The sequence below is a fragment of the Streptomyces sp. NPDC044063 genome (assembly GCF_056434285.1).
The window spans coordinates 23158-44587 of record NZ_JBWKFM010000039.1; the positions used below are offsets into that span (position 1 = coordinate 23158).

Here is a 21430-nt window from a genome sequence, read left to right on the forward strand (position 1 = left end):
TCGTTCTACGAAAGAAGCAGTGATCCCCATGGCCAAGCGAATCGACGTCAGCGGCCTGAACGCCTACTACGGCTCCCACAAGGCCATCGACGACATCTCGATGACCGTCGAGCCCCGCTCCGTGACCGCCTTCATCGGCCCGTCCGGCTGCGGCAAGTCCACCTTCCTGCGGACCCTGAACCGCATGCACGAGGTCACCCCCGGCGGCCGCGTCGAGGGCAAGGTGATGCTGGACGACGAGAACCTCTACGGCCCGGGCGTCGACCCGGTCGCCGTGCGCCGCATGGTCGGCATGGTCTTCCAGCGGCCGAACCCCTTCCCCACCATGTCCATCTACGAGAACGTCGTCGCCGGCGTCCGCCTCAACGGCGACCGCGTCCGCAAGGCGGAGATGGACGACATCGTGGAGAAGTCCCTCAAGGGCGCCAACCTCTGGAACGAGGTCAAGGACCGGCTGAACAAGCCGGGCGCCGGCCTCTCCGGCGGCCAGCAGCAGCGTCTGTGCATCGCCCGCGCCATCGCGGTCGAGCCGCAGGTCCTGCTGATGGACGAGCCCTGCTCGGCACTGGACCCGATCTCCACCCTCGCCATCGAGGACCTGATCGGCCAGCTCAAGGAGCGGTTCACGATCGTCATCGTGACCCACAACATGCAGCAGGCGGCCCGCGTCTCCGACCGCACCGCCTTCTTCAACCTGGCCGGCGTCGGCCAGCCGGGCAAGCTCGTCGAGATCGACGACACGGAGCGGATCTTCTCCAACCCGTCGGTCCAGGCCACCGAGGACTACATCTCCGGTCGCTTCGGCTGAGCCCTCCCCCAGCCGCCTTGCGGTGCTGCATGGCGGTGCCGCCGCAAGGCAAAGGGCCCGCCCCCTGTTCGTACCAGGGGGCGGGCCCGATCCGTTCAACGGACGAGATCCGGGTGGGTCACCCGAACGCCAGGTTCACCAGCCAGAAGCTGAAGGCGGCGACGAGCGCCGCGGCCGGCATGGTGATGAACCAGCCCATCACGATGTTCTTCGCGACGCCCCAGCGGACCGCGCGGGTGCCCTTGGTGGAGCCCACACCCATGATCGCGGAGGTGATCACATGGGTGGTGGAGATCGGCGCGTGGAACATGAACGACGCCGTGTACATGACGGAGGCGGCCGTCGTCTCGGCGGCGAAGCCCTGCGGCGGGTCCAGCTCGATGATGCGGCGGCCGAGCGTGCGCATGATCCGCCAGCCACCCGCGTAGGTGCCGAGCGACAGGGTGATGGCGCAGGCGAGCTTGACCCACAGCGGGATCGCCTCGTCCATGCCCTGCACATCACCGATGACCAGGGCCATCACCACGATGCCCATGGTCTTCTGCGCGTCCTGCAGACCGTGACCGAGCGCCATACCGGCGGCCGAGACGGTCTGCGCGATACGGAAGCCCCGCTTGGCCTTGTGCGGGTTGGCCCGCCGGAACATCCACATGATCGCGACCATCACCAGATAGCCGAGGATCAGGCCGACGAACGGCGAGAGGAACATCGGGATGACGACCTTCTCGACGACGCCCGACCAGATGACCGTCGTACCGCCCGCCAGCGCCGCGCCCACCATGCCGCCGAACAGGGCGTGCGAGGAGGACGAGGGCAGGCCGAAGTACCAGGTGACCATGTTCCAGACGACGGCGCCGACCAGGGCGGCGAAGAGGATGCCCATCCCCTTGTCGCCCACCGGGGTCTCGATCAGCCCCTTGCTGACCGTCTTGGCCACACCGCTGCCCAGGAAGGCACCGGCGAGGTTCATCACCGCCGCCATCGCCAGGGCCGCGCGCGGGGTCAGTGCCCGCGTGGAGACCGAGGTCGCGATGGCGTTCGCGGAGTCGTGGAAGCCGTTCGTATAGGTGAATCCGAGCGCGACCGCGATGGTCACGACAAGCGCGAAGGTGTCCACCGGAGGTCAGGACTCCTTGACCGCGATGGTCTCGACGGTGTTCGCGACGTGCTCGAACGCGTCGGCGGCCTCTTCCAGCACGTCGACGATCTGCTTGAGCTTGAGCACCTCGATGGCGTCGTACTTGCCGTTGAAGAGGTGCGCCAGGAGCTTGCGGTGAATCTGGTCGGCCTGGTTCTCGAGGCGGTTGACCTCGATCCAGTACTCGGTCAGATTGGTCATCGTCCGCAGGTTCGGCATCGCCTCGGCGGTGAGCTCGGCGGCCCGCGCGAGCACCTCGATCTGCTGCTCGACGCCCTTCGGCAATTCCTCGATCTGGTAGAGGACGACCAGGTCGACGGCCTCTTCCATGAAATCCATGATGTCGTCGAGCGAACCGGCGAGGGAGTAGATGTCCTCGCGGTCGAACGGCGTGATGAAAGAGGAGTTCAGCTGGTGGAAGATCGCGTGGGTCGCGTCGTCCCCGGCGTGCTCCGCTGCCCGCATCCGCTCGGCGATCTCGGCCCGGGCGGAGGTCTCCGCTCCGAGCAGTTCCATCAGGAGCTTGGAGCCCGTGACGATGTTGTCCGCGGAGGCGGCGAACATGTCGTAGAAGCTCGTCTCCCTGGGGGTCAGACGAAAGCGCACGTGGGATCCTCGGGGTGCAGCGGATTCGGTCTCGTTGATGCTAGGCGCATCATCCAGCCACAGCTAACTGGCATTCCCTCAGTGTCGCCCATCGGGCAGAGTGCTCATGAAGCCGGTACGGGCCCGTGGCGCCGATTTTGGGTACGATATACCCACCCGGGGTATGTGAACCGGGCATCGGGGACTCCGGGCGGCGAGCCGCCCTCACCCCCCGTCATCCCCCTGTTCACCGGCCCCGACGGCCGGACACGGACCCGCAGGACAACGGAGGACGCCATGACGGCCACGGAAGCCACAGTGACCAGCACCACTGAGCCGGCGGCGGCCTCCTGCCACGGCGAGTCGGCCGCGCCGGGTGACCACCCGGGGCCGCACGGTTACAGCAAGCAGAAGGACCAGCACCTCAAGCGACTGCGCCGCATCGAGGGGCAGATCCGCGGCCTCCAGCGCATGGTGGAGGAGGACGTCTACTGCATCGACATACTCACCCAGGTCTCGGCGAGCACCAAGGCCCTCCAGTCCTTCGCCCTCCAGCTCCTCCAGGAGCACCTGCGCCACTGCGTGGCCGACGCGGCCCTGAAGGGCGGCGCGGAGATCGACGCGAAGGTCGAGGAGGCCAGCGCCGCGATCGCCCGCCTGCTGCGCACCTGACGCGGACGTACAGCGGACGTACCTGCGGACCCGCATACGGACGTACATACGGACGTGGGGGCGGCGGGCATACGGACGTGAGGGCGGCGGGCCGGCGCCGTCAGCCGGCGACCGTCAGCCGGCGACCGTCAGCCGTCCGCGTCGGCCTCGGGCCCGGACGTACGCCGCCGGACCACCCGCAACACCTCATCGATCCGGTCGAAGCTCAGCCGTTCCTCGACCGCGCTCGACGCGGCGATCATCAAATCGCCGTAGAGATCGATCTCGATGAGGGCCACGGGGTCCGGCCCGCCGGTCGAACCGCGTCGCGAAACCACGTGATTCACCTCCTCGGGGCTTCTCGGGACCGCTTTCCAGCGTAGTGATCGGTACACACGCCGCGCATGGCACAGAAGGACCATTTCCATGGCCAACTACGCCCTCCCGCGCTATTTCTGCGGCGAAGCCACCGTGCCCGCATAGATTTCGGCGGGTGCGGGCAGCTCGATCTCCGGACGGGATCCGAAGCCGAAGAGCTCGACCGTGGAGACCACCGTCATCGGTGACGGCGGGGCCGACACCGTGGCCGTCGCCGCCGCCGGAGCCGGGGCCACCGGCCCCGCGCCGGCCGGGGCTGAGGCGGCCGTCGCCGTCACCGGACCGCGCGCGGCCCCGGCGTCGGCCCGCAGCGGCCCCTTCCGGCCCGCGACCCCGAAGCGGTAGCGCAGCAGCCGCGGCCGGCCGTCCCGGTCGAGATAGGCGTCGAACGCGACGGTCCCACTGGAGAACCCTTTCGCCGCGGCGGTCAGCGGCGCCCGGTCCCGGGCCGGCGCGGCCCGCGCGGCCCGGTGGAGGTCGACCGTGCCCCAGTAGTGGTCCACCCGGTCGCCGCCGAGCCGCTCCTCCCCCGCGTACGCCGCCTCGCGGGCGCCGCCCAGCAGCTGGGCCGCCGCGAGCGGGTCCGTGGCACCGCTGGTGAGGAGGTCCCCGTCCGCGAGCCGGCCCGTGTCGAGGCGCACCCACTTCCCGGCGGGCACACCCGCGCCGCGGTTCTTCATATAGAGCTCGCCCGGCGCGAAGACCTCCGTGATGGGCCGGTGCCCGGCACTGCCCGCGCCGCCCTCCGGCAGCAGCACCGTCAGCCGCCCGACGGGCCGCTCGAAGTCGTAGACCCCCCGGCCGTGGATGGTCAGCCGGGTGCCGCCGCTGACGGTCTCCATGGACGTCCGCACCCGCGCGCCGCCCGCCCGGGCCAGCGCGGCCGAGGCGTGCCGTACGGCGGACAGCGCCCGCGCCGGGTCCGCCGCGGCGGGCACCGCGGCCTCGCGGGCCTGCCGGACCAGACTGCTGCCCGCGGAACCGGCCTCCACGTCCGCCTCCGGCTCCCGCCCGGCGCACCCGGACACCGCGAGCAGGCCGACGGCGAGACCGCCCGCCAGCGCACCGGCGACGACCGCACTCCCGCGTCTGCGCCTCGGCACAGCCATGACCGTAAGCCCCCTGCCCGCACGCTGGTGGAACCCGTTCTCTTCAACGACCGCCCGGGGCCGCCCGTCACGGCCCGGTAGCGTGGACCCGTGTCCGATCCCTCCACCGCGCGGCACGGCGCGGACCACAGCATCAGCACCAGCGAGCGCGGCTCCTTCTGCACCGCCCGCTGCTCCTGCGGCTGGTACGGCCCCGCCCGCCGGGCACGCTCCCTGGCCCGCGCGGACGCGGACGCCCACCTCCACGACGCGCCGGACGCGCCCTAGAGCCGCCTGGAGCCGCCCTGGGCCGGTCCGGAACCGGCCGCCCCGCCGTGCCATCTGTCTGATCAACGGGGACGCAGACAGACGCGACAGCGCACCACGCGCGACGCACGACGCACCAGGGGCGGGACGGCACATGGCCATCAGCAGGCGCGGACTACTGGCGACGGGCACCGGACTGGCGGCGGCCGCCTGGGGCGCCACCACGACGGGCACCGCGGGCGCCACCACGACGAACCCGGCGGCCGACTCCGCCCGGGCGGCCGCCAGGGCGGCGAAGGCACCCCGGGCGGGCGCGAGCGACTGGACCGCCCTCGGCAAGGGCCTCGCCGGCGGCCTCGTCCGCCCCGGCGACGCGGACTACACCGCCGCCCGCCAGCTCTACAACACCCGCTTCGACGGGCTGCGCCCGGCCGCGATCGCCTACGTCGCCGGCACCGGGGACATCACCACGGCCCTCGCCTTCGCCCGCCGCTTCTCGATACCCGTCTCCATACGCAACGGCGGCCACAGCTACGCCGGCTGGTCCAGCGGCGACGACCGGCTCGTCCTCGACGTCTCCCGGCTCGCCACCGTCCGGACGCCGTCCGCGTCCACGGCCGTCATCGGCGCCGGCGCCAAGCTCATCGACGTCTACACCGGCCTGGCGGCGCACGGCGTGACCATACCGGCGGGCTCCTGCCCGACCGTCGGCGTCTCCGGGCTCACCCTGGGCGGCGGCCACGGCGTCCTGACCCGCGCCTACGGCCTCACCTGCGACAGCCTCACCGGCGCCACCGTGGTCACCGCCGACGGCCGGACCGTCGACTGCGACGCCACGAACGACCCCGACCTCTTCTGGGCCCTGCGCGGCGCCGGGAACGGCAACTTCGGCGTCGTCACCGAACTCCGCTTCCGCACCCGACCGGTCGGCGAGGCGGTCACCGGCTACCTCTCCTTCCCCTGGTCCAAGGCCGCGGCCGTCCTCGCCGCCTGGCAGGAGTGGGGCCCCACCCGGCCCGACGAGATCTGGTCCGCCTGCGACCTGTCGGCCGCCGCCGGAGGCTCGCCGCGCATCTCGGTCGCCGCGTTCTCGATCGGCTCCCCCACGGACCTGGAGAACGCGTACGACGAACTGATCGGCAAGGTCGCCAAGGCGAGCGGCGGCGGCGCCGGCATCAACACCCCGAGCCTGCGCCGCCGCCCCTACCTCGACACCGTGCGCGGCTACGCCGGCTGCGGCGACAAGTCCACCGAGCAGTGCCACCTCCCGGGCGGTACACCCGGCCGCCAGTCCGCCGGGAAGCTGGAGCGCGAGACCTACGCGGCCCGCTCCGACTTCTTCGACCGCGCGCTCGACACGACGGGCGTCCACACCCTGCTCGACCGGATCGAGGGCTTCGCGCGCGGGGTGAAGGGCGGCGGCCTCTCGATCCAGCTGACGGCGCTGGGCGGCGCCGTGAACCGCGTACGCCCCCTGGACACCGCCTTCGTGCACCGGAACCAGCGGATGCTGGCGCAGTACCTCACGTCGTGGGCGGCGGGCGGCACGGGCGCGGCGCAGACCGACTGGCTGGACGGCACCCACGCGGCCATGCGCCGGCACGCCTCGGGCGCCGCGTACCAGAACTACACGGACGCGCGTCTGAAGGACTGGCGGACGGCGTACTACGGCGCCGCGGCGGACCGTCTGACGGAGCTCAAGCGGCGGTACGACCCGCAGCGCGTCTTCGACTTCCCGCAGGCGCTGTAGGGCTTGCTCAAGGCCCACGGCGTCCGTCCGCGGGGCCTGTCCGGCGGAGCTTCGCGGGCTCAGGCGGCCAGGTCGCGGTCGTCGCGCCGGCCGGGGCCGGTGACGCGGCCGGGGAGGGCGGTGCCGTCCTCGGCGGCACCGGTCCCCGGCCCGGCGGGGACCACGGCCACGGGGGCGGCGGAGGAGCGTACGAGCCGGCCCATCCGCGTCCCGGCGATCCTCCGGGTCAGCGGCGTGAGGAGCATCATCGCGAGCGGGGCGAGCAGCAGCGTGACGGCGGTGCCCAGGGCGAAGCCGCCGATGACGTCCGTCGGATAGTGCACGCCCATGTAGACGCGGCAGAAGCCCTCCAGCAGCGCCAGCCCGATCCCGATGAAGCCGTACTTCCGGTTGGCCACGAAGAGGCCCACGCCCAGCGCCATGGTCAGCGTCGCGTGGTCGCTGACGAAGGAGAAGTCGGTCTTCCCCTTGACCAGGACGTCCAGGCCCTGGTGCTCCAGGAACGGCCGCGGGCGGCGGACGAAGCCCCGGATGGGGATGTTGACCAGCAGGGCCGTCCCCGCCGCGATCGGCGCCCACAGCAGGGCGGCCGTACCGGCGGGCGCGTCGTCGCCGCGGCGCGCGCTCCACCAGGCGAACAGCATCAGAACGGCGAGGCCGGCGACGATGCCGTACTCACCGATGAACTCCATCGCGCGGTCCGCCCAGTTCGGCGCGGACTTCGCGAGGCCGTTGATCCCGTAGAGCAGACTCTCGTCGGGGTTGCCACCGCCCCCGGCCATCGGCATGGAGTCTCCCGTCACGAGTCCAGCCATCGCCCCGGCCCCTATCTGTCTGTCGCCACGTCCAGCTGCTGCCCCCCGTGGTCCTCGCGCCGCGGCTCGCGGCGCTGCTCACCCACTCCAATGGAACGCCCGGCTCCAGCCCGGCGTTCCACTCTCCACCCAATGATCACCGTGACGTTACCGAAGGGTGACCCATGGGCGCGGGTCCCGTCCCCTGTCACCGGCACCGTCCCTGGCACCGTCCCCGGCCCCGGCCCTGTCCCACCGTCAGACCGACTTGGGCTTGGGGAGCGCTTTCGCGCCATCCTGGGTCACCCGCGTCGCCCCGATGTAGTCAGGTGAATCAATCTTGTCGAACCTGATGACAGCTCCGGTGTACGGAGCATTGATCATGTATCCTCCGCCGACGTACAGGCCCACGTGGTGGATGCTGCGCGGGTCGTTGAGGTCGTGCGCGAAGAAGACCAGGTCCCCGGGGAGCAGTTCGTCCCGCTTGGGGTGCGGCCCGGCGTTCCACTGGTCGTTGGCCACGCGCGGCAGTTCGACGCCCACCGTCGCGTACGCCGCCTTCGTCAGCCCCGAGCAGTCGAAGCGGCCGTTGTCCTCCTTCGTCCCGTCGCCGCCCCAGAGGTAGGGCGTGCCCAGCTTCTCCTGGGCGAAGTAGATCGCCCCGGCGGCGGCCTGCGAGGGCGCCACCCGGCCGACCGGCCGGGCGAAGCTCTTCTCCAGGCTCCGGATCGACTTCACATAGCCCTGGGTCTCGTTGTACGGCGGGATGCCGCCCGCCTTGATGACGGCGTACGAACCGGCGTTGTAGGACGCGAGCATGTTGTCCGTGAGGTCGCCGGGGACGCCCTTGACGTACTTCGCGAGGTCGCAGTCGTAGGTCGCGGCGGACGGGATGGCGTCCGCCGGGTCCCAGATGTCGCGCTTCCCGTCGCCGTTGCCGTCGACGGCGTGCCCGGCCCAGGTCTCCGGGATGAACTGCGCTATCCCGCGGGCGTCCGCGGGGCTGACGGCCCGGGGGTTCCAGTTGCTCTCGGTGTAGAGCTGGGCGGCGAGGATCGCGGGGTTGAGGGCGGGACAGAGGTCGCCCCACTGGGCGACGAGCGCCTGGTACTGCTCGGGCACGGCGCCCTTGGCCAGCCCGACCGTCCCCCTGCCCCCGCCGCCGACGACGTTGCCCGCGGCCACGTACACCCCGACCACCAACAGCCCGATGAAACTCAGGCCCAAGCCGATGCCGGCTCCCACGCCCACCCAGAGCTTCCGCACCCCGCCATCCTCCCCCAAGGGCCCACCGTGTATCCGGACTTCCGTACGGTCCGTCAGTCTCCGTCGCGCTCCGACGGTTCAGGGTGCATCACCGGAGGAGCGGGATCCAGACGGCCTCGTGGCGAACGCGACACGGCGTCAGTCGCCGGCGGGCTTGCCGTCGGGTTCCAGCGGGGCGCCGTCGCGCGGCTTCTTGTGCTTCGTCGCCGACGACGAGGGCCGGGGCGAGGCGGACGAGGGCGTGGAGGGACGCGGCGAGGCGTCGCCCTGCCCGGCGGTCTTCGACGGCTTGGGCTTCTTGCCGTGCCGGGGCGTGTTCGCCGGATCGGCGGGCTCCGTGGGCCCGGTGTTGACGTCCGTGCCCGGCGACCGCGCGTCGCCGTTCGACTGTCCACCGTCCGCGCTCGGGGCCGACGACGGGGCGGAGCCGCCCTGGCCGTTCCCGCCGTCGCCACCCGACTCGAACACGGCAACACCGATCAGGGCGGCCACGACGAAGGCGGCGGCACCGGCGACGACACCGAACAGCGTCTTCCGTTTCCGCGCGGGCGGGTGCGGGACGTGCGAGGCGTGCGGGGGCTGTGCGGCGGGGGGCGGCACGGGGGCGTACGCGCTGGTGGCGCCGTGCCCCGGCCGACCGGCCCCCGGCGGCGGGGCGAAGGGGGCGGTGCGCCCGCCGAACGACGGCGGACCGGCGGGCCCGGGCGGCGGGAACGCCCCCGACGGCGGGCCGGCCGGGCCCGGCGGCACGGCGGCGGAGACGGCGGTGGGGGCCATGCCGCCGGGGCCCGCGGGGTGGGCGGCATGGGGCGGCACGGCGTTCGGCAGCGGCTGCGGGCGGTCCTGCCAGGCGTCGGAGGCGAAGAAGTCCGCGACCTCCTGAGCGGAGGGTCGCTCCTCCGGCTGCTTGGCCAGCAGGCGCAGCAGGAAGGCCTCGAAGGCGTACGGGATCTCGCCGCGTTGCAGCCGCGGCGACTCGGGGGCGTTGTCGACGTGCATGTAGAGCAGCGTCGTCGGGTTCTCCGACCAGAACGGGGGCCGCCCGACGAGCAGCTGGTAGAGCACGCAGCCGAGGGCGTACACGTCCGACTCGGGGCCGGCCGTCCGCCCCAGCGCCCGCTCGGGGGCGAGGTAGGTGCTCGTCCCGACGATCTGCCCGGCCCGGGTGAGCTGGGCCGAGGTCTCGTCGACGAACCGCGCGATGCCGAAGTCGCCGATCTTCAGCGCGCCGCTGGCGGCGTCGATCATGAGGTTGCCGGGCTTGACGTCGCGGTGGACCACGCCCTGCGCGTGCGCGGCCGCGAGACCGGAGGCCGTCTGGCAGGCGATGTCGGCGACCCGCCGCACGGCGAGCGTGCCCTGGGCGGAGAGCTCACCATGGAGGCTCGGCCCCTGGACCAGCTCCATGACCAGGTAGAAGCGGCCCTCCCACTCGCCGAAGTCGTACACGGCGACGACCTGAGGGTGGTTCAGGCGCGCGGCGGTCTGGGCCTCCATCCGGAACCGCATCGCGGCGGCCTCGTCGGCATCGTCCCCCAGGAGCAGCTTGACCGCGACCTGACGGCCCAGCACCTCGTCCTGGCCCCGCCAGACTTCGCCCATCCCACCCCGGCCGAGCGGCTCCCCCAACCGGTAACGACCGGCAACCAGCACTCGTACCACCCTCGATCCGAACCGCACGCGGTTCCCCGTACAGATCACGAAGGGTACCCACCGAACAGACTGTCGTTTGAACGGCTCCGCCGAACGTCTCCCGGGCCCCGCCCCCGACCTTTTCATTGCTCGGCGTCCACACGCGTGATACACAGAGTCACCTCAGGACCCCCGTGGGCAACGGGTTTCGCCGCAGGTCGGGACGGTGCGGCCGATCACTCGTACGGGTTCCGGCAAAAAATGCCGCCAAATCGACATGCACGGCGGCTTTGTCGGCCAAGATAGGTCCTGACCTTTGCCGTGCGGCAGGGGGGATACAACTACCCATAAGGGGCGGTGAGTTAGAAATGTTTTTGGCTGCCGGCAACAAGGGCGACATCAACACCATCATTGGCGGAATCGCCCCGAAATGGGGGCCGTTCGGTCAGCTCGGCCAGGAAGCGCGCGTGATGATCGAGGTCATCATGGCGGCCGCCATCCTGCTGTGCCTGGCCATCGCCGTCTGGGGCGCGGCGAAGCAACGCATCGGCGCCACGGCGCTCCGCGACACCTTCAGTGCCGAACAGGGCAAGGGGTTGATCGTCGCGGGCCTGACGGGCGTCTTCATCATCGGCTCGCTGGGCACGCTGTTCACGATCGTCTACGGCATGGCGGTCTGAGCACCCCTCGTACGCGCCCCTTGCCCGCCGTCCCCCACCCTTCCGCTTCCAGCCGCCCCCACCGCCTCTCCGGCCGTCTCCCGACCGCCTCCCGAACCGCCTCCCGACCGCCTCCACTCCGCCCCACCGCGCATCGTTCCCGCGCAGACCCTCTCGTCCCCGAGTCCCCCCGCACCGAGGCTGCCACCTGATGCCCCCTCACACCCCGTCGTCCACCCCCGGGATTTCCTCCACACCGCTACCGTCATATACGGGCGGCAAGCCAGCCACGACGTATGAGGGAGCAGGCGGAGCATGAGTCTCGGCGACGACGGCTACGGCAGCGGCCAGAGCGACTACGGCGACGACCGCCACCACCACGGGACGCGGACGCGGCTCCCGGAGGGCGAGGTCGACCCCTACGCCCCGCCCCGCCGCGGAAGCGGCCGCTCCAACCGCAGCCTGATCACTGTGGTGGGCGTCGTGGTGCTGCTCATCGCGGCCATCGCCTTCGCCAACCGCGGAGGCTCCGGTTCCTCCAACGACGACGCCGACGGCAACCGCACCCCGGCCGGCGCCCACGCCACGGCCCCCACCGGCACGAAACCGGCCGAAGGCCGGACGGGCGGCATCGCCTCGGGCTTCGCCCATTCGGAGCAGGGGGCACAGTCGGCGGCGGCGAACTTCGCGGTGGCGTTGGGGGGGGACGGGATGTTCAGAGCGGAGAGTCGTCGCGAGATCGTCGGCACCGTGTACGCACCCGACGTCGCCGCCGCCCGGCAGGGCGACCTCGACAAGGTCTACTCCGACCCGGGATTCCTCAAGAAGATCGGTCTCGACGCCAAGGGCAGCGCGCCCAAGGGCATGACGTTCGTCTCGCGGACGAATCCCGTCGGCACCAAGATCGTCAAGTACGAGGGGGAGACGGCCAGCGTCGCGGTCTGGTTCTCCTCGCTGTTCGGTCTCGCGGGCGAGAGCTCGACCAACCCCGTCGCCGAGAGCTGGTACACCAACACCTTCGAGTTGAAGTGGACCGGGGACGACTGGAAGGTCACCGACTTCACGCAGAAGGACGGACCGGCTCCGGTCGGCCGGGATCAGACGGCCTCCACGGCCAAGGAGATGTCCGACGCCGTTGAAGGGTTCGGAGGGTTCACGTATGCGCGGTAGCAGCCGTTGCGCTCTCAAGTTCGCCTCGGTTCTGGCGACCGCGCAAGCGACGATCGTCGTGCTGTCGGCCAGGGCCTTCGCCGCTCCCTCGCCGCCGGGGACTCCCGCTCCCTCGGGCTCGGGGAGCCCCACGCCGTCGGGTTCGCCGGGTGCCAGCACCGCCCCCACGCCCGCTCCGAGCGCCAGTGCGGGCAGCGACCCCTGCGACCTCATCCGCGGCCCCGCCAAGGAGTACTGCAAAGGCGGAGCCGGCGCCGGCACCGGCAAAGGCACCACCCCCGCCGACCCCCCCAACGCCCTCGACCCCCTGGCCTCCCTGGCCAAGGGATGCGCCGATGCCGGTTCGTGGATCATCGGCAAGCTGTCCGACGCCGTCCACAACACCGGCAACGTCGACTTCACCAACGCGCCCTTCCTCCGTCAGTACGCCGTCGTCTTCGCCGCCTCCACCATCCTCACGCTGATCCTGTGGCTGCTGGCGGTCGCCAAGCGGGCCGTGCGCGGGGTGCCGTTCTCGGAGGCGGTCACGGAGGCCGTGGGGTTCCTGTGGCTGACGGTGCTGGCGTCCGCGTTCACGCCGCTGATCCTCTACACCGTCGTCTCGGCCACCGACGCCGTCACCGACGTCATCGCCAAGGGCTCGGGCGCCAACAACGACGCGTTCTTCGGCGGGTTCGCCGACGCCCTCAAGAAGGGCACCGGCATCGGCGGCGGGCCGATCATGCTCATCGTCGTGTCGCTCGTGTCCGTGCTGGCCGCCGGCGTGCTGTGGCTGGAGCTGGTGATCCGGGCCGCGCTGCTCTACGTCGGCGCCATCCTCGGTACGGCCGTCTACGCGGGCCTGGTCGACAAGAACATGTGGGGCCACGTCCGGCGCTGGGCCGGCATCATGATCGCCGTCATCCTGGTCAAGCCGATCATCGTGATCGTGCTCGGTCTGGCCGGCGCGCTGGCCGGCGGGGACGGACCGACCGCCATGTCCGCGGTCGTCTCCGGCCTCGCCATCATCATCCTCGCCATCTTCGCCAGCGCGATGATCTACCGCTTCGTGCCCGGCTTCGGCGACGAGATCGTCAGCAGCCGCAACGCCAGCAACGACGCGGCCTCCCGGCGTGCCGCCGCCGTGATCTCCTCGCCCGCCGCCCTCGTCAAGCAGGGCATCACCACCCACAGCGCCCGCGGCAACGGCGGGGGCGGCTCGGTTCAGCAGGCGGCGCGCCCCGCCACCGCCATGTCCGGCGGTGTGGCCGCGCACAGCGCCCGTCCCGCCGCCCCCGCCGGCGGCAACGGAAGCGCTCCCTCCGCAGCACCGGCCGCCGCGCCCCGTGCGCAGAACAACAGCAAGAGCAATACATCCGGAGGTGAGCGGAGTTGACGATCCCGGCCCAGTCCCAGCCGATCGCGGCCCGCCGTACGTATTTGATCGGCCGTGCGCGTCCCAACGCGGTCGTGGGCAAGAACCGGGAGTCCGGCGAGATCGCGTTGATCATCGCCGGTGGTTTCCTCGGGATGATGTGCGGTCTCCTGGTGCCCTTCCTCCCCTTGCGGATCGTCACCCTCACCGGTTTCCCCGCCCTCTCCCTGGCCGCCGTCTACGTGCCGTACAAGAACCGCACGTTCTACAAGTGGTTCGAGATCAAGCGCTCGTACAAGCGCATCCTCCGCCGGGGCGCCGGCTACCGTTCCTTCGCGATGGAGGCCGGCACGCGGCTGGACGGGCGGGAGGTCGAGGTGGGCCCGCCGCCCGGCATCGGCCGCATCAACTGGCTGTCGGCGCCCTTCGGGCCCGACGAGATCGCCGTGCTGCTGCACGCCGACCGCCGCACCGTGACCGCCGCCATCGAGATCGAGGGGCCCGGCGTCGGCCTGCGCGACTCGGAGGACCAGGAGGCGCTCGTCGAGCGCTTCGGCACGCTCCTGAAGCACGTCGCCAACGGCGACGGCTACGTCACCCGCCTCCAGATGCTGGCCCGTACGCTGCCCGCCGACCCCGACGCGCACGCCAAGGACGTCGAGCGGCGCGGCGACGACAACGCCCCCGCCTGGCTGAAGGAGTCGTACGACCAGCTCCAGTCCATGGTCTCCACCTCCTCCGAGCAGCACCGCGCGTACCTCGTGGCCTGCATGCACTACAGCCGCGAGCTGGCCGCCGAGGCGCAGGCCATCGCCCGCGCCTCGCGGCACGAGGGCGGCGGGAAGCACCGTCTGGACCGCGACGCGGGCCTCGCCGTGGTGATGGCCCGCGAGCTGACCGACATCTGCGCCCGGCTCGCCGAGGCGGACATCAGGGTGCGGCAGCCCCTGGGGCAGGGACGGCTGGCCTCCCTCGTCCACTCCATGTACGACCCGGACCACCCGATCGACCACATCCAGGCCATGACCAAGCGCAACGCCTGGCCGGCCGAGCTGGACGCCATGGAGCCCACCTACCTCCAGGCGAAGACCCGGGAGTCGGTCACGCGCGCGCCCTGGTGCCACGCGACGGCGTGGGTGAAGGAGTGGCCGATGACGCCCGTGGGCGTCAACTTCCTCGCGCCGCTCCTCGTGCACACCCCGGACGTGATCCGTACGGTCGCGGTCTGCATGGACCTGGAGCCGACCGACGTGGCCATCGAGCGGATGCTCACCGAGAAGACGAACGACGACGCGGACGCCTCGCGCGCCGCCAAGATGAACCGGGTCGTCGACCCGCGCGACGTCGCCCACCACTCCCGCGTCGACCAGCGCGGCGAGGACCTCGCCAGCGGCGCGGCGGGCGTCAACCTGGTCGGCTACATCACCGTCTCCTCGCGTTCCCCGGAGGCGCTGGCGCGCGACAAGCGGACCATAAGAGCATCGGCGGGCAAGAGCTACCTCAAGCTCGAGTGGTGCGACCGCGAGCACCACAGGGCGTTCGTCAACACGCTGCCGTTCGCGACCGGCATCCGACGATAGGGGCAATGCCGTGCTCGATCCCCTGGCCGCCATCACCGACGCCTTCACCAGCTTTCTCTTCGGGAAGGTCGAGACCACCCGGCTGCCCGTCCGCACCTCCACCGGACAGGCGCAGGCCGTCTACCTCCCCACCGCGGCCCCCGGCCTGGGCGACTCGGGCGTGGTCATCGGGCGCGAGGTCTACTCCGGCAAGGGCTACATCTACGACCCCTTCCAGCTCTACGGCCAGCAGCTGCCCGCCCCGCACTGGCTCGTCCTGGGCGAGTCCGGCAACGGCAAGTCCGCGCTGGAGAAGACGTACGTCCTGCGCCAGCTGCGCTTCCGCGACCGGCAGGTGGTCGTCCTGGACGCCCAGGGCGAGGACGGCGTCGGCGAGTGGAACCTCATCGCGCAGCAGCTGGGCATAACCCCCATCCGGCTCGACCCCGCGGCCGCCCTCAGCGGCGGGATCCGGCTCAATCCGCTCGACCCGGCGATCACCACCACCGGCCAGCTCGCCCTCCTCCGTACGATCATCGAGGTCGCGACGGGACGAGGACTGGACGAGCGGGCCGGTTTCGCGCTCAAGGTCGCCCACTCCTACGTCAACGAGACCATCATCGGCCGGCAGCCGGTGCTGACGGACATCGTCGAGCAGCTGCGCCACCCGGAGGCCGAGTCGGCGGAGTCGATGAACGTCGACATAGACGATGTACGGGCCTGGGGCCTGGACGTCGCGCTGGTGCTGGACCGGCTGGTGGACGGTGACCTGCGGGGCATGTTCGACGGTCCGACGACGGCCGGCATCGACCTCGACGCACCGCTGATCGTCTTCGACCTCTCCCACATCGACCGCAACTCCATCGCCATGCCCATCCTCATGGCGATCGTGGGCGTCTGGCTGGAGCACACCTGGATCAGGCCGGACCGGAAGAAGCGCATCTTCCTGGTCGAGGAGGCCTGGCACATCATCAACTCGCCGTTCGTGGCCCAGCTCTTCCAGCGGCTGCTGAAGTTCGGGCGACGGCTCGGCCTGTCCTTCGTCGCGGTGGTCCACCACCTGTCCGACGTGGTCGACGGGGCGGCGGCCAAGGAGGCCGCGGCGATCCTCAAGATGGCCTCGACCCGGACCGTCTACGCCCAGAAGGCCGACGAGGCACGGGCCACGGGCCAGGTGCTGGGGCTGCCGCGCTGGGCCGTGGAGATCATTCCGACGCTCACCCCCGGCATCGCGGTCTGGGACGTCAACGGCAATGTCCAGGTGGTCAAACACCTCATCACCGACGCCGAACGGCCGCTGGTCTACACCGACCGGGCCATGACCGAGGACGGCGCCGACCTCGCGCGCGAGCTCGCGGCGGAGGCCGCGGCGGCGGAACGGGCCGCAGCGGCGCTGGAGGCGTACGGGCCGGCCGGCGCGGCCGAGCCCTCCGAGTCGACGGTGGCCTGATGGCCCCGGCGCGGAACGGGGGCGGCGGCCGGGACAGCCGGGACCCCGGCATAGAACGCGGGATTCCGGACGGCCTGCTGATCAGCGTGCTGGCCTTCCTGCTGGGCATCACCCTGCTGGTCTGGACGGCAACGGGCTGCTCGGCGTTCTTCGCGCACGGCGGATGGCCGGACGGCGTGACGTTCGTCCGCACCCCGCAGGCCCTGCGCCACCTGATGACGCAGCCGCGCGACCTGCCGGCCGCCTGGCCGGAGGCGGACGCGACGGAGCTGCCGGGGTACGGGCTGTTCTGGGGGGTGCTCATCAGCGAGGTGCTGGTGGCCCTGGTGCTGACGACGTTCGCGATAGGGACGGTGGCCCGGTGGCGGGGGGTACGGGCGAGGGCGACGGAGGCGGAGGCGGAGGCGGGAGCGGGAGCGGGGGCGGGAGCTGGAGCGGGGGCGCAGGAGGAAGCGGCGGGGCCCGCGCCCGTACCGGAGCCGCGTACGCCGGAACCGGTGCCGGAGCCGGTGCAGGAGCCGGCACTCACTCCCGTGCCCGCACCGGCGTCGGCACCGGCCCCGGCCCCTGTCCCTGTCCCCGACATCCCCGCCCCCCGACGCCTCGTCTACACCACGGACCGCAGGGACCTCGCGACGCGGGCGGTGCTGGAGGCGGCCGGTCCCGCGCTCGTCGTGACCAGCGACCCGGGGGTGTGGGTGGCCACGAGGACGGCCCGCGCGAAGCTCGGGCCCGTGCTCGCGTTCGATCCGTGCCATCTGCTGGACACCCCGGACCGCCTCCGCTGGAACCCGGCGGCGGGCTGCGCCGCGCGGGACACGGCCGCCGCCCGGGCGGTGGCGCTGCTCGCGCCCGTACGCCCGCTCAGCGCACTGGACTCGGCCACCGCCGACACGGCCGAGACCCTGCTGCGCTGCTGGTTGCACGCGGCGGCGGTCGACGGCCGCCCCTTCCGGCAGGTGCACCGCTGGGCGCAGGGCACGTCGGCCCACGAGGCCGTCCGCATCCTGCGTACGCATCCCAAGGCGGGCGGCGGAGCGGCGGGGGAGCTGGAGTCGGCGCTCACCGGGCACCCCGAACGGCGCGACATGGCCATGCAATTGGCCGCGAGTGCGCTCAACGCGCTCACCTCTGTTCACATCCGTGACGCCTGTAACCCGAATCGAGCCAATTCGGCGGCGGTGGAATCATTCGTGGCCGAAGGGGGAACGCTGTTCGTGGTGGGTGAGGCGATTGAGGATCCCCGCACCCGCCCGGGTGCGATGCCGCTGCTCACCGCACTCGCCTCGAGCGTGGTCGAGCACGGCCGCCGCATGGCCGCACGGTCATCCTCCGGCCGGCTCGACCCACCACTCACCCTCGTCCTCGACGACGTGGCCGCCGTGGCCCCGATACCGGCCCTGCCGGAGCTGCTGGCGGCCGGCGAGGCACAGGGACTGCCCGTCCTCGCGCTGATGCGCTCCGAGGAACAGGCGCGGGCGCGCTGGCCCCGGCAGGAGCTGACGGCGGGCTGACGCACGGTTCTGTCAATGGGGCAGAGCTGCCTACAGCCCGCGCGTCCACCGCTGCGCCACAGTGGGTGAGGCGAGAAGTACACAGCGGACGGGGGCAGGCAGATGGGTGGAACTCCGACGAATGGAAGGCCTGGGGAGGAGACGCTCGCTCTCACCCACGCCACGCTGATCGCGGCACCGGGTCGCCGCCCGGCCGAGCCCGACCGGACGATCCTTATCCGCGACGGCCGCGTCACCGCCGTGGGCCGCAGCGCCGATCTGGCGGTGCCGGTGGGGGCCCGGACGGTCGACCTGACGGGCCGGTACGTGATCCCGGGGCTGATCGACGCGCACACGCACAGCGTCGGACCGGCCGCCTTCGCCTCGCCGCTCTACCCCCTGGCGGGGGTGACGACGGTGCGCGAGATGTGGGGCACGCCCGCGATCCGCAGCTGGCGGGACCGGGCCGAGCGGGGCGAGGTCCTGGGCCCGCGCTGGGTGATCGCCAGCACGCTCGTGGACGGCGCGCCGAGCCTGTGGACGGGCGACATCTCACCGGAACCGGTCATCGAGGCGGGTACGGAGGCCGAGGCGCGCGAGGCCGTGCGCCGCATCGCGGCCGAGGGGACCGCGGACTTCATCAAGGTCTACTCCCGCCTCACCCGTGAGGCCTACCTCGCCCTCTCGGCCGAGGCCCGCCGCCGGGGCATCCCGTACGCGGGCCACTGCCCCGACACGGTCCCGGTCACCGAGGCGTCCAACGCCGGGCAGCGCACGCTCGAGCACCTCCACCCGCTGACGCTGGCCACGTCGGAGCACGAGGAGGCGCTGCGGCGCACCCTGGCGACCGTCCGGACCGACCCGGCGGACCCGAGCACGGCGAGCCGCTTCCGGTCCTGGACCCGTCGCGTCCGGCCGCTGGAATGGGAGGCCGCGCGCTCCTACGACCCCGGCCGCGCCGGGCGCGCGTTCGACCTGCTGGCGCGCAACGGCACGTACGTCACCCCCACGCTGAGGGGGCATCACGTACTCGAACGCCCGGAGACGCTCCCGGAGCGGGAGGAGGAGTGGCGCTACCTCCCGGCCACGGTCACCGGCGGCTGGCGGCGGCAGGTGGAGGAGATCACGGGCACCCGCACACCGGAGGAGACCGCCCGCGCCCGGGAGCTGGAGGAGCACCGCCTCCGCCTGACCGGCGAGCTCCACCGGCACGGGGTGACCCTCCTGGCGGGCACCGACACCGGCACGCCCTTCCTCGTACCCGGCTTCTCCCTCCACACGGAGCTCCACCTCCTGGTCACGGCGGGCCTCACCCCGGCCGAGGCCCTGCGCTGCGCGACGACCGACGCGGCCGCGGCCCTGGGCAAGGGCTCCGTCCTGGGCGCCGTCGCCCCGGGCCGCGCCGCCGACCTGGTGATCCTCACCGCCGACCCGCTCACGGACATCCGCAACACACGGTGCGTGGAGGCGGTGGTGACCCGCGGCCGCCTGATCGACACCGAGGAGCGCCACCGCCTACTGACCGAACTGGAGCGGGCGGCGGAGGAGGCGGCGGAGGCGGAGGCCTAGCCCCTCACCGCTCCTGGCCGCGCCCGCGATCCTGACGCCGCCGGTCGTCGCGCTGCGCGGCTTGCTGCTGCGCGCCGCCGCGCTGGGCCTGGGGCTGGTTCCTCGTCTGCCCCTGCCCCGGTGCCTGCCGCTCGGAGGCCCGGCCACCGGCGACGGCCCGCGGCTCGGCCTCCCGGCCGCCGACCCTGTTCTGGACCTGCTCGATCCGCGACTGGGCGGTGGCACTGCGGGTGTTCGCGGAGCGCTCCTGGGGGGCCTGCTGCTGGGTCCGCTCCTGGGGCGCCTGCTGCTGAGCCCGCTGCTGAGGAGCTTGCTGCTGAGGGGCCTGCTGCTGAGCCCGCTGCTGAGCCCGCTCCTCGTTCACCCGCTCGCGCGTCTGCCAGCCCTCGTGGGTTCGGTGCGTGACCTTGCCGTCCTCGCCCCGCTCCCAGCTCTCCAGCCGCTCGGCCCCGCCCTGGGCGTACGGGGTGTAGTAGCGGTCGACTTCCTGAACCGCCGGGTGCTTGTCGATCAGCGCCTGGGCGTTGTCGGCGCAGATGCTCAGGTCGTCCGGACCGCGGTCGCGGTACATGAAGTCGACGACCTGACCGTTCACCCAACGGCCGCCCATCTCCTTGGAGACGTCCTTGCCCTCCGCCGCGTCCTTCTCCACGGCTTCGTAGCCACCCTGCCAGCGGCCCATGACGCGCTCGCGGGAGACATCGGCGGTGGTCTCGACGTCGACGATGTGGATGGTGTAGCCCTCGGCGCTGAGCCTCTCGGCAAGCGCGTCGGGTTTGGCGCGACCGGCGAGCGTGCCGTCGATGACGACGTTCTCACCGGCCGCGATCGCCCGCTCCCTCGCCTTGTCGGCGAGCATGGCGGACTCCTCGTGCACCAGAGGCGCCAGCTCGAACGGGTAGAACCGCTCACCCGGCTGCCCCATGCCCTCGGGCACCATCCGGGCATAGGAGCCGTCCTCCAGGGCCTGGTGGAGGAGCTGTTCCTTGAACTCGTCCGGGTCGATCACCCGCCACTCGTCCGGACTGAGGCGCTTCATCGCCGCGTCCCGGGCGGACGACTTGCCCGCGCCCGGCGGGCCGGCCGTCATCATGGCGATCCGGTCCCGGCCGGGGTTCGAGACCTTGTTGGTCCAATCGCTCAGGATCTTGTCGTGGACCGCACGCCGACTCGGGGTGAGGCGCAGCTGGTCGCCCTGGCGAACGAACCACTCGGGATTTTTGACCGAAGCGGTCGGGGCCCTGCTGCCCAGCCGCTCGTCCTTCTCCGCCTGCTCCAGCGCCGCGCGATGCGCGGCTATCTTCTCGGCATCCACCTGTTCCCCCGTTCCCCCCTCACAACGGCTGCGCGATGCGGCGCAGAATCAGTTCGTAGGTCTCGTCGTCGATGTACTTCTGGTCGGCCGCGATCTCGACTTCGTCGAACGTCCCCGGCTGCGTCACCGCGAGGTCGTCCCAGGGGCCTTCGAGCAGAGGCCCGGACGGGAGGTACGGCCACGTGGCCAGTTCCTCGACGGTTTCCTCCCGGCCGATCTCACCCGCCGCGTACCGCATGGCGACGTGCCACGGGCTGCGTCCCAGACGCCCCGGCGGCACCGGGGAGAGCTTGCGCGCCTCCTCCACCAGCTCGTCGACGATCGCGGGGTGCAGACCCAGTGCGGCCTTGTCCTCGCCGTCCTCCACCGCGGCCAGCACCGCCAGCGCCTTCCGCTCACGCGCGAGACCGGCGCGTGCCTTATTGACGGCGAGGACACGGCGTTCGTCCTCGCACACCTCGAAAATCCGCTCACGATGAGTCGGCATCGTTCCTCCGGTAGTAC

20 protein-coding genes are annotated in these 21430 nt (G+C 72.0%); 11 read left to right on the forward strand and 9 right to left on the reverse strand.

Annotated elements, in window-relative coordinates; all coding sequences use genetic code 11:
• The first annotated feature begins 28 nt into the window (after positions 1–28).
• Positions 29–808 (forward strand): phosphate ABC transporter ATP-binding protein PstB, encoded by a 780-nt coding sequence (pstB, locus tag AC07BS_RS31740; RefSeq protein WP_478646668.1) that lies wholly within the window; start codon positions 29–31, stop codon positions 806–808.
• A 118-nt stretch (positions 809–926) separates the two neighbouring features.
• Here the strand turns inward: pstB and AC07BS_RS31745 are convergent, their stop codons facing one another.
• Together AC07BS_RS31745 and AC07BS_RS31750 are read right to left on the reverse strand one after the other, a co-directional pair.
• Positions 927–1925 (reverse strand): inorganic phosphate transporter, encoded by a 999-nt coding sequence (locus AC07BS_RS31745; RefSeq protein WP_478646671.1) that lies wholly within the window; start codon positions 1923–1925, stop codon positions 927–929.
• A 6-nt stretch (positions 1926–1931) separates the two neighbouring features.
• Positions 1932–2552 carry a DUF47 domain-containing protein gene (locus AC07BS_RS31750; RefSeq protein ID WP_399932210.1) on the reverse strand — a complete coding sequence of 207 codons (621 nt, stop codon included), beginning with the start codon at positions 2550–2552 and terminating at the stop codon, positions 1932–1934.
• A gap of 276 nt (positions 2553–2828) precedes the next feature.
• On the opposite strand from AC07BS_RS31750, the gene AC07BS_RS31755 reads away from it, so the two are divergent.
• Positions 2829–3203, forward strand: coding sequence for a metal-sensitive transcriptional regulator (locus AC07BS_RS31755; RefSeq protein ID WP_478646673.1), 375 nt, complete (start codon positions 2829–2831; stop codon positions 3201–3203).
• 128 nt (positions 3204–3331) lie between these two features.
• On the opposite strand, the gene AC07BS_RS31760 is transcribed toward AC07BS_RS31755, so the two are convergent.
• Positions 3332–3520: a hypothetical protein gene (locus tag AC07BS_RS31760; RefSeq protein ID WP_478646676.1), complete on the reverse strand. Its 189-nt coding sequence runs from the start codon at positions 3518–3520 to the stop codon at positions 3332–3334.
• 111 nt (positions 3521–3631) lie between these two features.
• Positions 3632–4669, reverse strand: a complete 1038-nt coding sequence (locus AC07BS_RS31765; protein WP_478646678.1) for a hypothetical protein — start codon at positions 4667–4669, stop codon at positions 3632–3634.
• Positions 4670–4759: 90 nt separating this feature from the next.
• Here AC07BS_RS31765 and AC07BS_RS31770 point away from each other — a divergent pair, with 90 nt between their 5' ends.
• Both AC07BS_RS31770 and AC07BS_RS31775 read left to right on the forward strand, forming a co-directional pair.
• Positions 4760–4936 carry a hypothetical protein gene (locus tag AC07BS_RS31770; protein WP_478646679.1) on the forward strand — a complete coding sequence of 59 codons (177 nt, stop codon included), beginning with the start codon at positions 4760–4762 and terminating at the stop codon, positions 4934–4936.
• A 139-nt stretch (positions 4937–5075) separates the two neighbouring features.
• On the forward strand, positions 5076–6665 hold the full coding sequence (locus tag AC07BS_RS31775) for an FAD-binding oxidoreductase (protein ID WP_478646753.1): 1590 nt from the start codon (positions 5076–5078) through the stop codon (positions 6663–6665).
• 59 nt (positions 6666–6724) lie between these two features.
• Here AC07BS_RS31775 and AC07BS_RS31780 read toward each other — a convergent pair whose 3' ends face one another.
• From AC07BS_RS31780 to AC07BS_RS31790, 3 genes are all read right to left on the reverse strand, one after another.
• Positions 6725–7480 carry a phosphatase PAP2 family protein gene (locus tag AC07BS_RS31780; protein WP_478935220.1) on the reverse strand — a complete coding sequence of 252 codons (756 nt, stop codon included), beginning with the start codon at positions 7478–7480 and terminating at the stop codon, positions 6725–6727.
• Positions 7481–7717: 237 nt separating this feature from the next.
• The gene (locus AC07BS_RS31785) at positions 7718–8725 is read right to left on the reverse strand and encodes a bifunctional lytic transglycosylase/C40 family peptidase (RefSeq protein WP_478646683.1); all 1008 of its coding nucleotides are present in this window, start codon (positions 8723–8725) and stop codon (positions 7718–7720) included.
• A gap of 138 nt (positions 8726–8863) precedes the next feature.
• Positions 8864–10327: a serine/threonine-protein kinase gene (locus AC07BS_RS31790; protein WP_478935221.1), complete on the reverse strand. Its 1464-nt coding sequence runs from the start codon at positions 10325–10327 to the stop codon at positions 8864–8866.
• Positions 10328–10725: 398 nt separating this feature from the next.
• Between AC07BS_RS31790 and AC07BS_RS31795 the strand changes: the two genes are divergently transcribed.
• The 7 genes from AC07BS_RS31795 to AC07BS_RS31825 all read left to right on the forward strand — a co-directional run bounded on the left by AC07BS_RS31795 (position 10726) and on the right by AC07BS_RS31825 (position 19611).
• Positions 10726–11037 carry a hypothetical protein gene (locus tag AC07BS_RS31795; RefSeq protein ID WP_478646687.1) on the forward strand — a complete coding sequence of 104 codons (312 nt, stop codon included), beginning with the start codon at positions 10726–10728 and terminating at the stop codon, positions 11035–11037.
• 294 nt (positions 11038–11331) lie between these two features.
• Complete coding sequence (locus tag AC07BS_RS31800) at positions 11332–12186, forward strand: DUF8175 domain-containg protein (protein ID WP_478935222.1); 855 nt, start codon at positions 11332–11334, stop codon at positions 12184–12186.
• Entirely contained in the window at positions 12176–13561 is a 1386-nt protein-coding gene (locus tag AC07BS_RS31805; protein WP_478646691.1) for a hypothetical protein, read from the forward strand. The genes AC07BS_RS31800 and AC07BS_RS31805 overlap by 11 nt, the downstream gene beginning before the upstream one ends.
• A gap of 2 nt (positions 13562–13563) precedes the next feature.
• Positions 13564–15120 (forward strand): SCO6880 family protein, encoded by a 1557-nt coding sequence (locus tag AC07BS_RS31810; RefSeq protein WP_478935244.1) that lies wholly within the window; start codon positions 13564–13566, stop codon positions 15118–15120.
• Positions 15121–15130: 10 nt separating this feature from the next.
• The gene (locus AC07BS_RS31815; protein WP_478646694.1) at positions 15131–16549 is read left to right on the forward strand and encodes an ATP-binding protein; all 1419 of its coding nucleotides are present in this window, start codon (positions 15131–15133) and stop codon (positions 16547–16549) included.
• The gene (locus tag AC07BS_RS31820) at positions 16549–18063 is read left to right on the forward strand and encodes a DEAD/DEAH box helicase family protein (RefSeq protein ID WP_478935223.1); all 1515 of its coding nucleotides are present in this window, start codon (positions 16549–16551) and stop codon (positions 18061–18063) included. Before AC07BS_RS31815 ends, AC07BS_RS31820 begins: the two co-directional genes overlap by 1 nt.
• Before the next feature lie 102 nt (positions 18064–18165).
• Entirely contained in the window at positions 18166–19611 is a 1446-nt protein-coding gene (locus AC07BS_RS31825) for an amidohydrolase family protein (protein ID WP_478935224.1), read from the forward strand.
• A gap of 4 nt (positions 19612–19615) precedes the next feature.
• Here the strand turns inward: AC07BS_RS31825 and AC07BS_RS31830 are convergent, their stop codons facing one another.
• Together AC07BS_RS31830 and AC07BS_RS31835 are read right to left on the reverse strand one after the other, a co-directional pair.
• A complete protein-coding gene (locus AC07BS_RS31830) occupies positions 19616–20926 on the reverse strand; it encodes a zeta toxin family protein (RefSeq protein ID WP_478935225.1) in 1311 nt (436 codons plus the stop codon).
• 19 nt (positions 20927–20945) lie between these two features.
• Positions 20946–21413, reverse strand: coding sequence for a hypothetical protein (locus tag AC07BS_RS31835; protein WP_478935226.1), 468 nt, complete (start codon positions 21411–21413; stop codon positions 20946–20948).
• Between the last annotated feature and the right edge of the window lie 17 nt (positions 21414–21430).

Bases quoted from the DNA above. Each gene is read 5' to 3' on its own strand.
- AC07BS_RS31790 (WP_478935221.1), bottom strand. From the start codon at position 10,327: ATGGGCGAAGTCTGGCGGGGCCAGGACGAGGTGCTGGGCCGTCAGGTC.
- pstB (WP_478646668.1), top strand. From the start codon at position 29: ATGGCCAAGCGAATCGACGTCAGCGGCCTGAACGCCTACTACGGCTCC.
- AC07BS_RS31825 (WP_478935224.1), top strand. From the start codon at position 18,166: ATGGGTGGAACTCCGACGAATGGAAGGCCTGGGGAGGAGACGCTCGCT.
- AC07BS_RS31820 (WP_478935223.1), top strand. From the start codon at position 16,549: ATGGCCCCGGCGCGGAACGGGGGCGGCGGCCGGGACAGCCGGGACCCC.
- AC07BS_RS31805 (WP_478646691.1), top strand. From the start codon at position 12,176: ATGCGCGGTAGCAGCCGTTGCGCTCTCAAGTTCGCCTCGGTTCTGGCG.
- AC07BS_RS31765 (WP_478646678.1), bottom strand. From the start codon at position 4,669: ATGGCTGTGCCGAGGCGCAGACGCGGGAGTGCGGTCGTCGCCGGTGCG.
- AC07BS_RS31800 (WP_478935222.1), top strand. From the start codon at position 11,332: ATGAGTCTCGGCGACGACGGCTACGGCAGCGGCCAGAGCGACTACGGC.
- AC07BS_RS31835 (WP_478935226.1), bottom strand. From the start codon at position 21,413: ATGCCGACTCATCGTGAGCGGATTTTCGAGGTGTGCGAGGACGAACGC.
- AC07BS_RS31755 (WP_478646673.1), top strand. From the start codon at position 2,829: ATGACGGCCACGGAAGCCACAGTGACCAGCACCACTGAGCCGGCGGCG.
- AC07BS_RS31780 (WP_478935220.1), bottom strand. From the start codon at position 7,480: ATGGCTGGACTCGTGACGGGAGACTCCATGCCGATGGCCGGGGGCGGT.
- AC07BS_RS31795 (WP_478646687.1), top strand. From the start codon at position 10,726: ATGTTTTTGGCTGCCGGCAACAAGGGCGACATCAACACCATCATTGGC.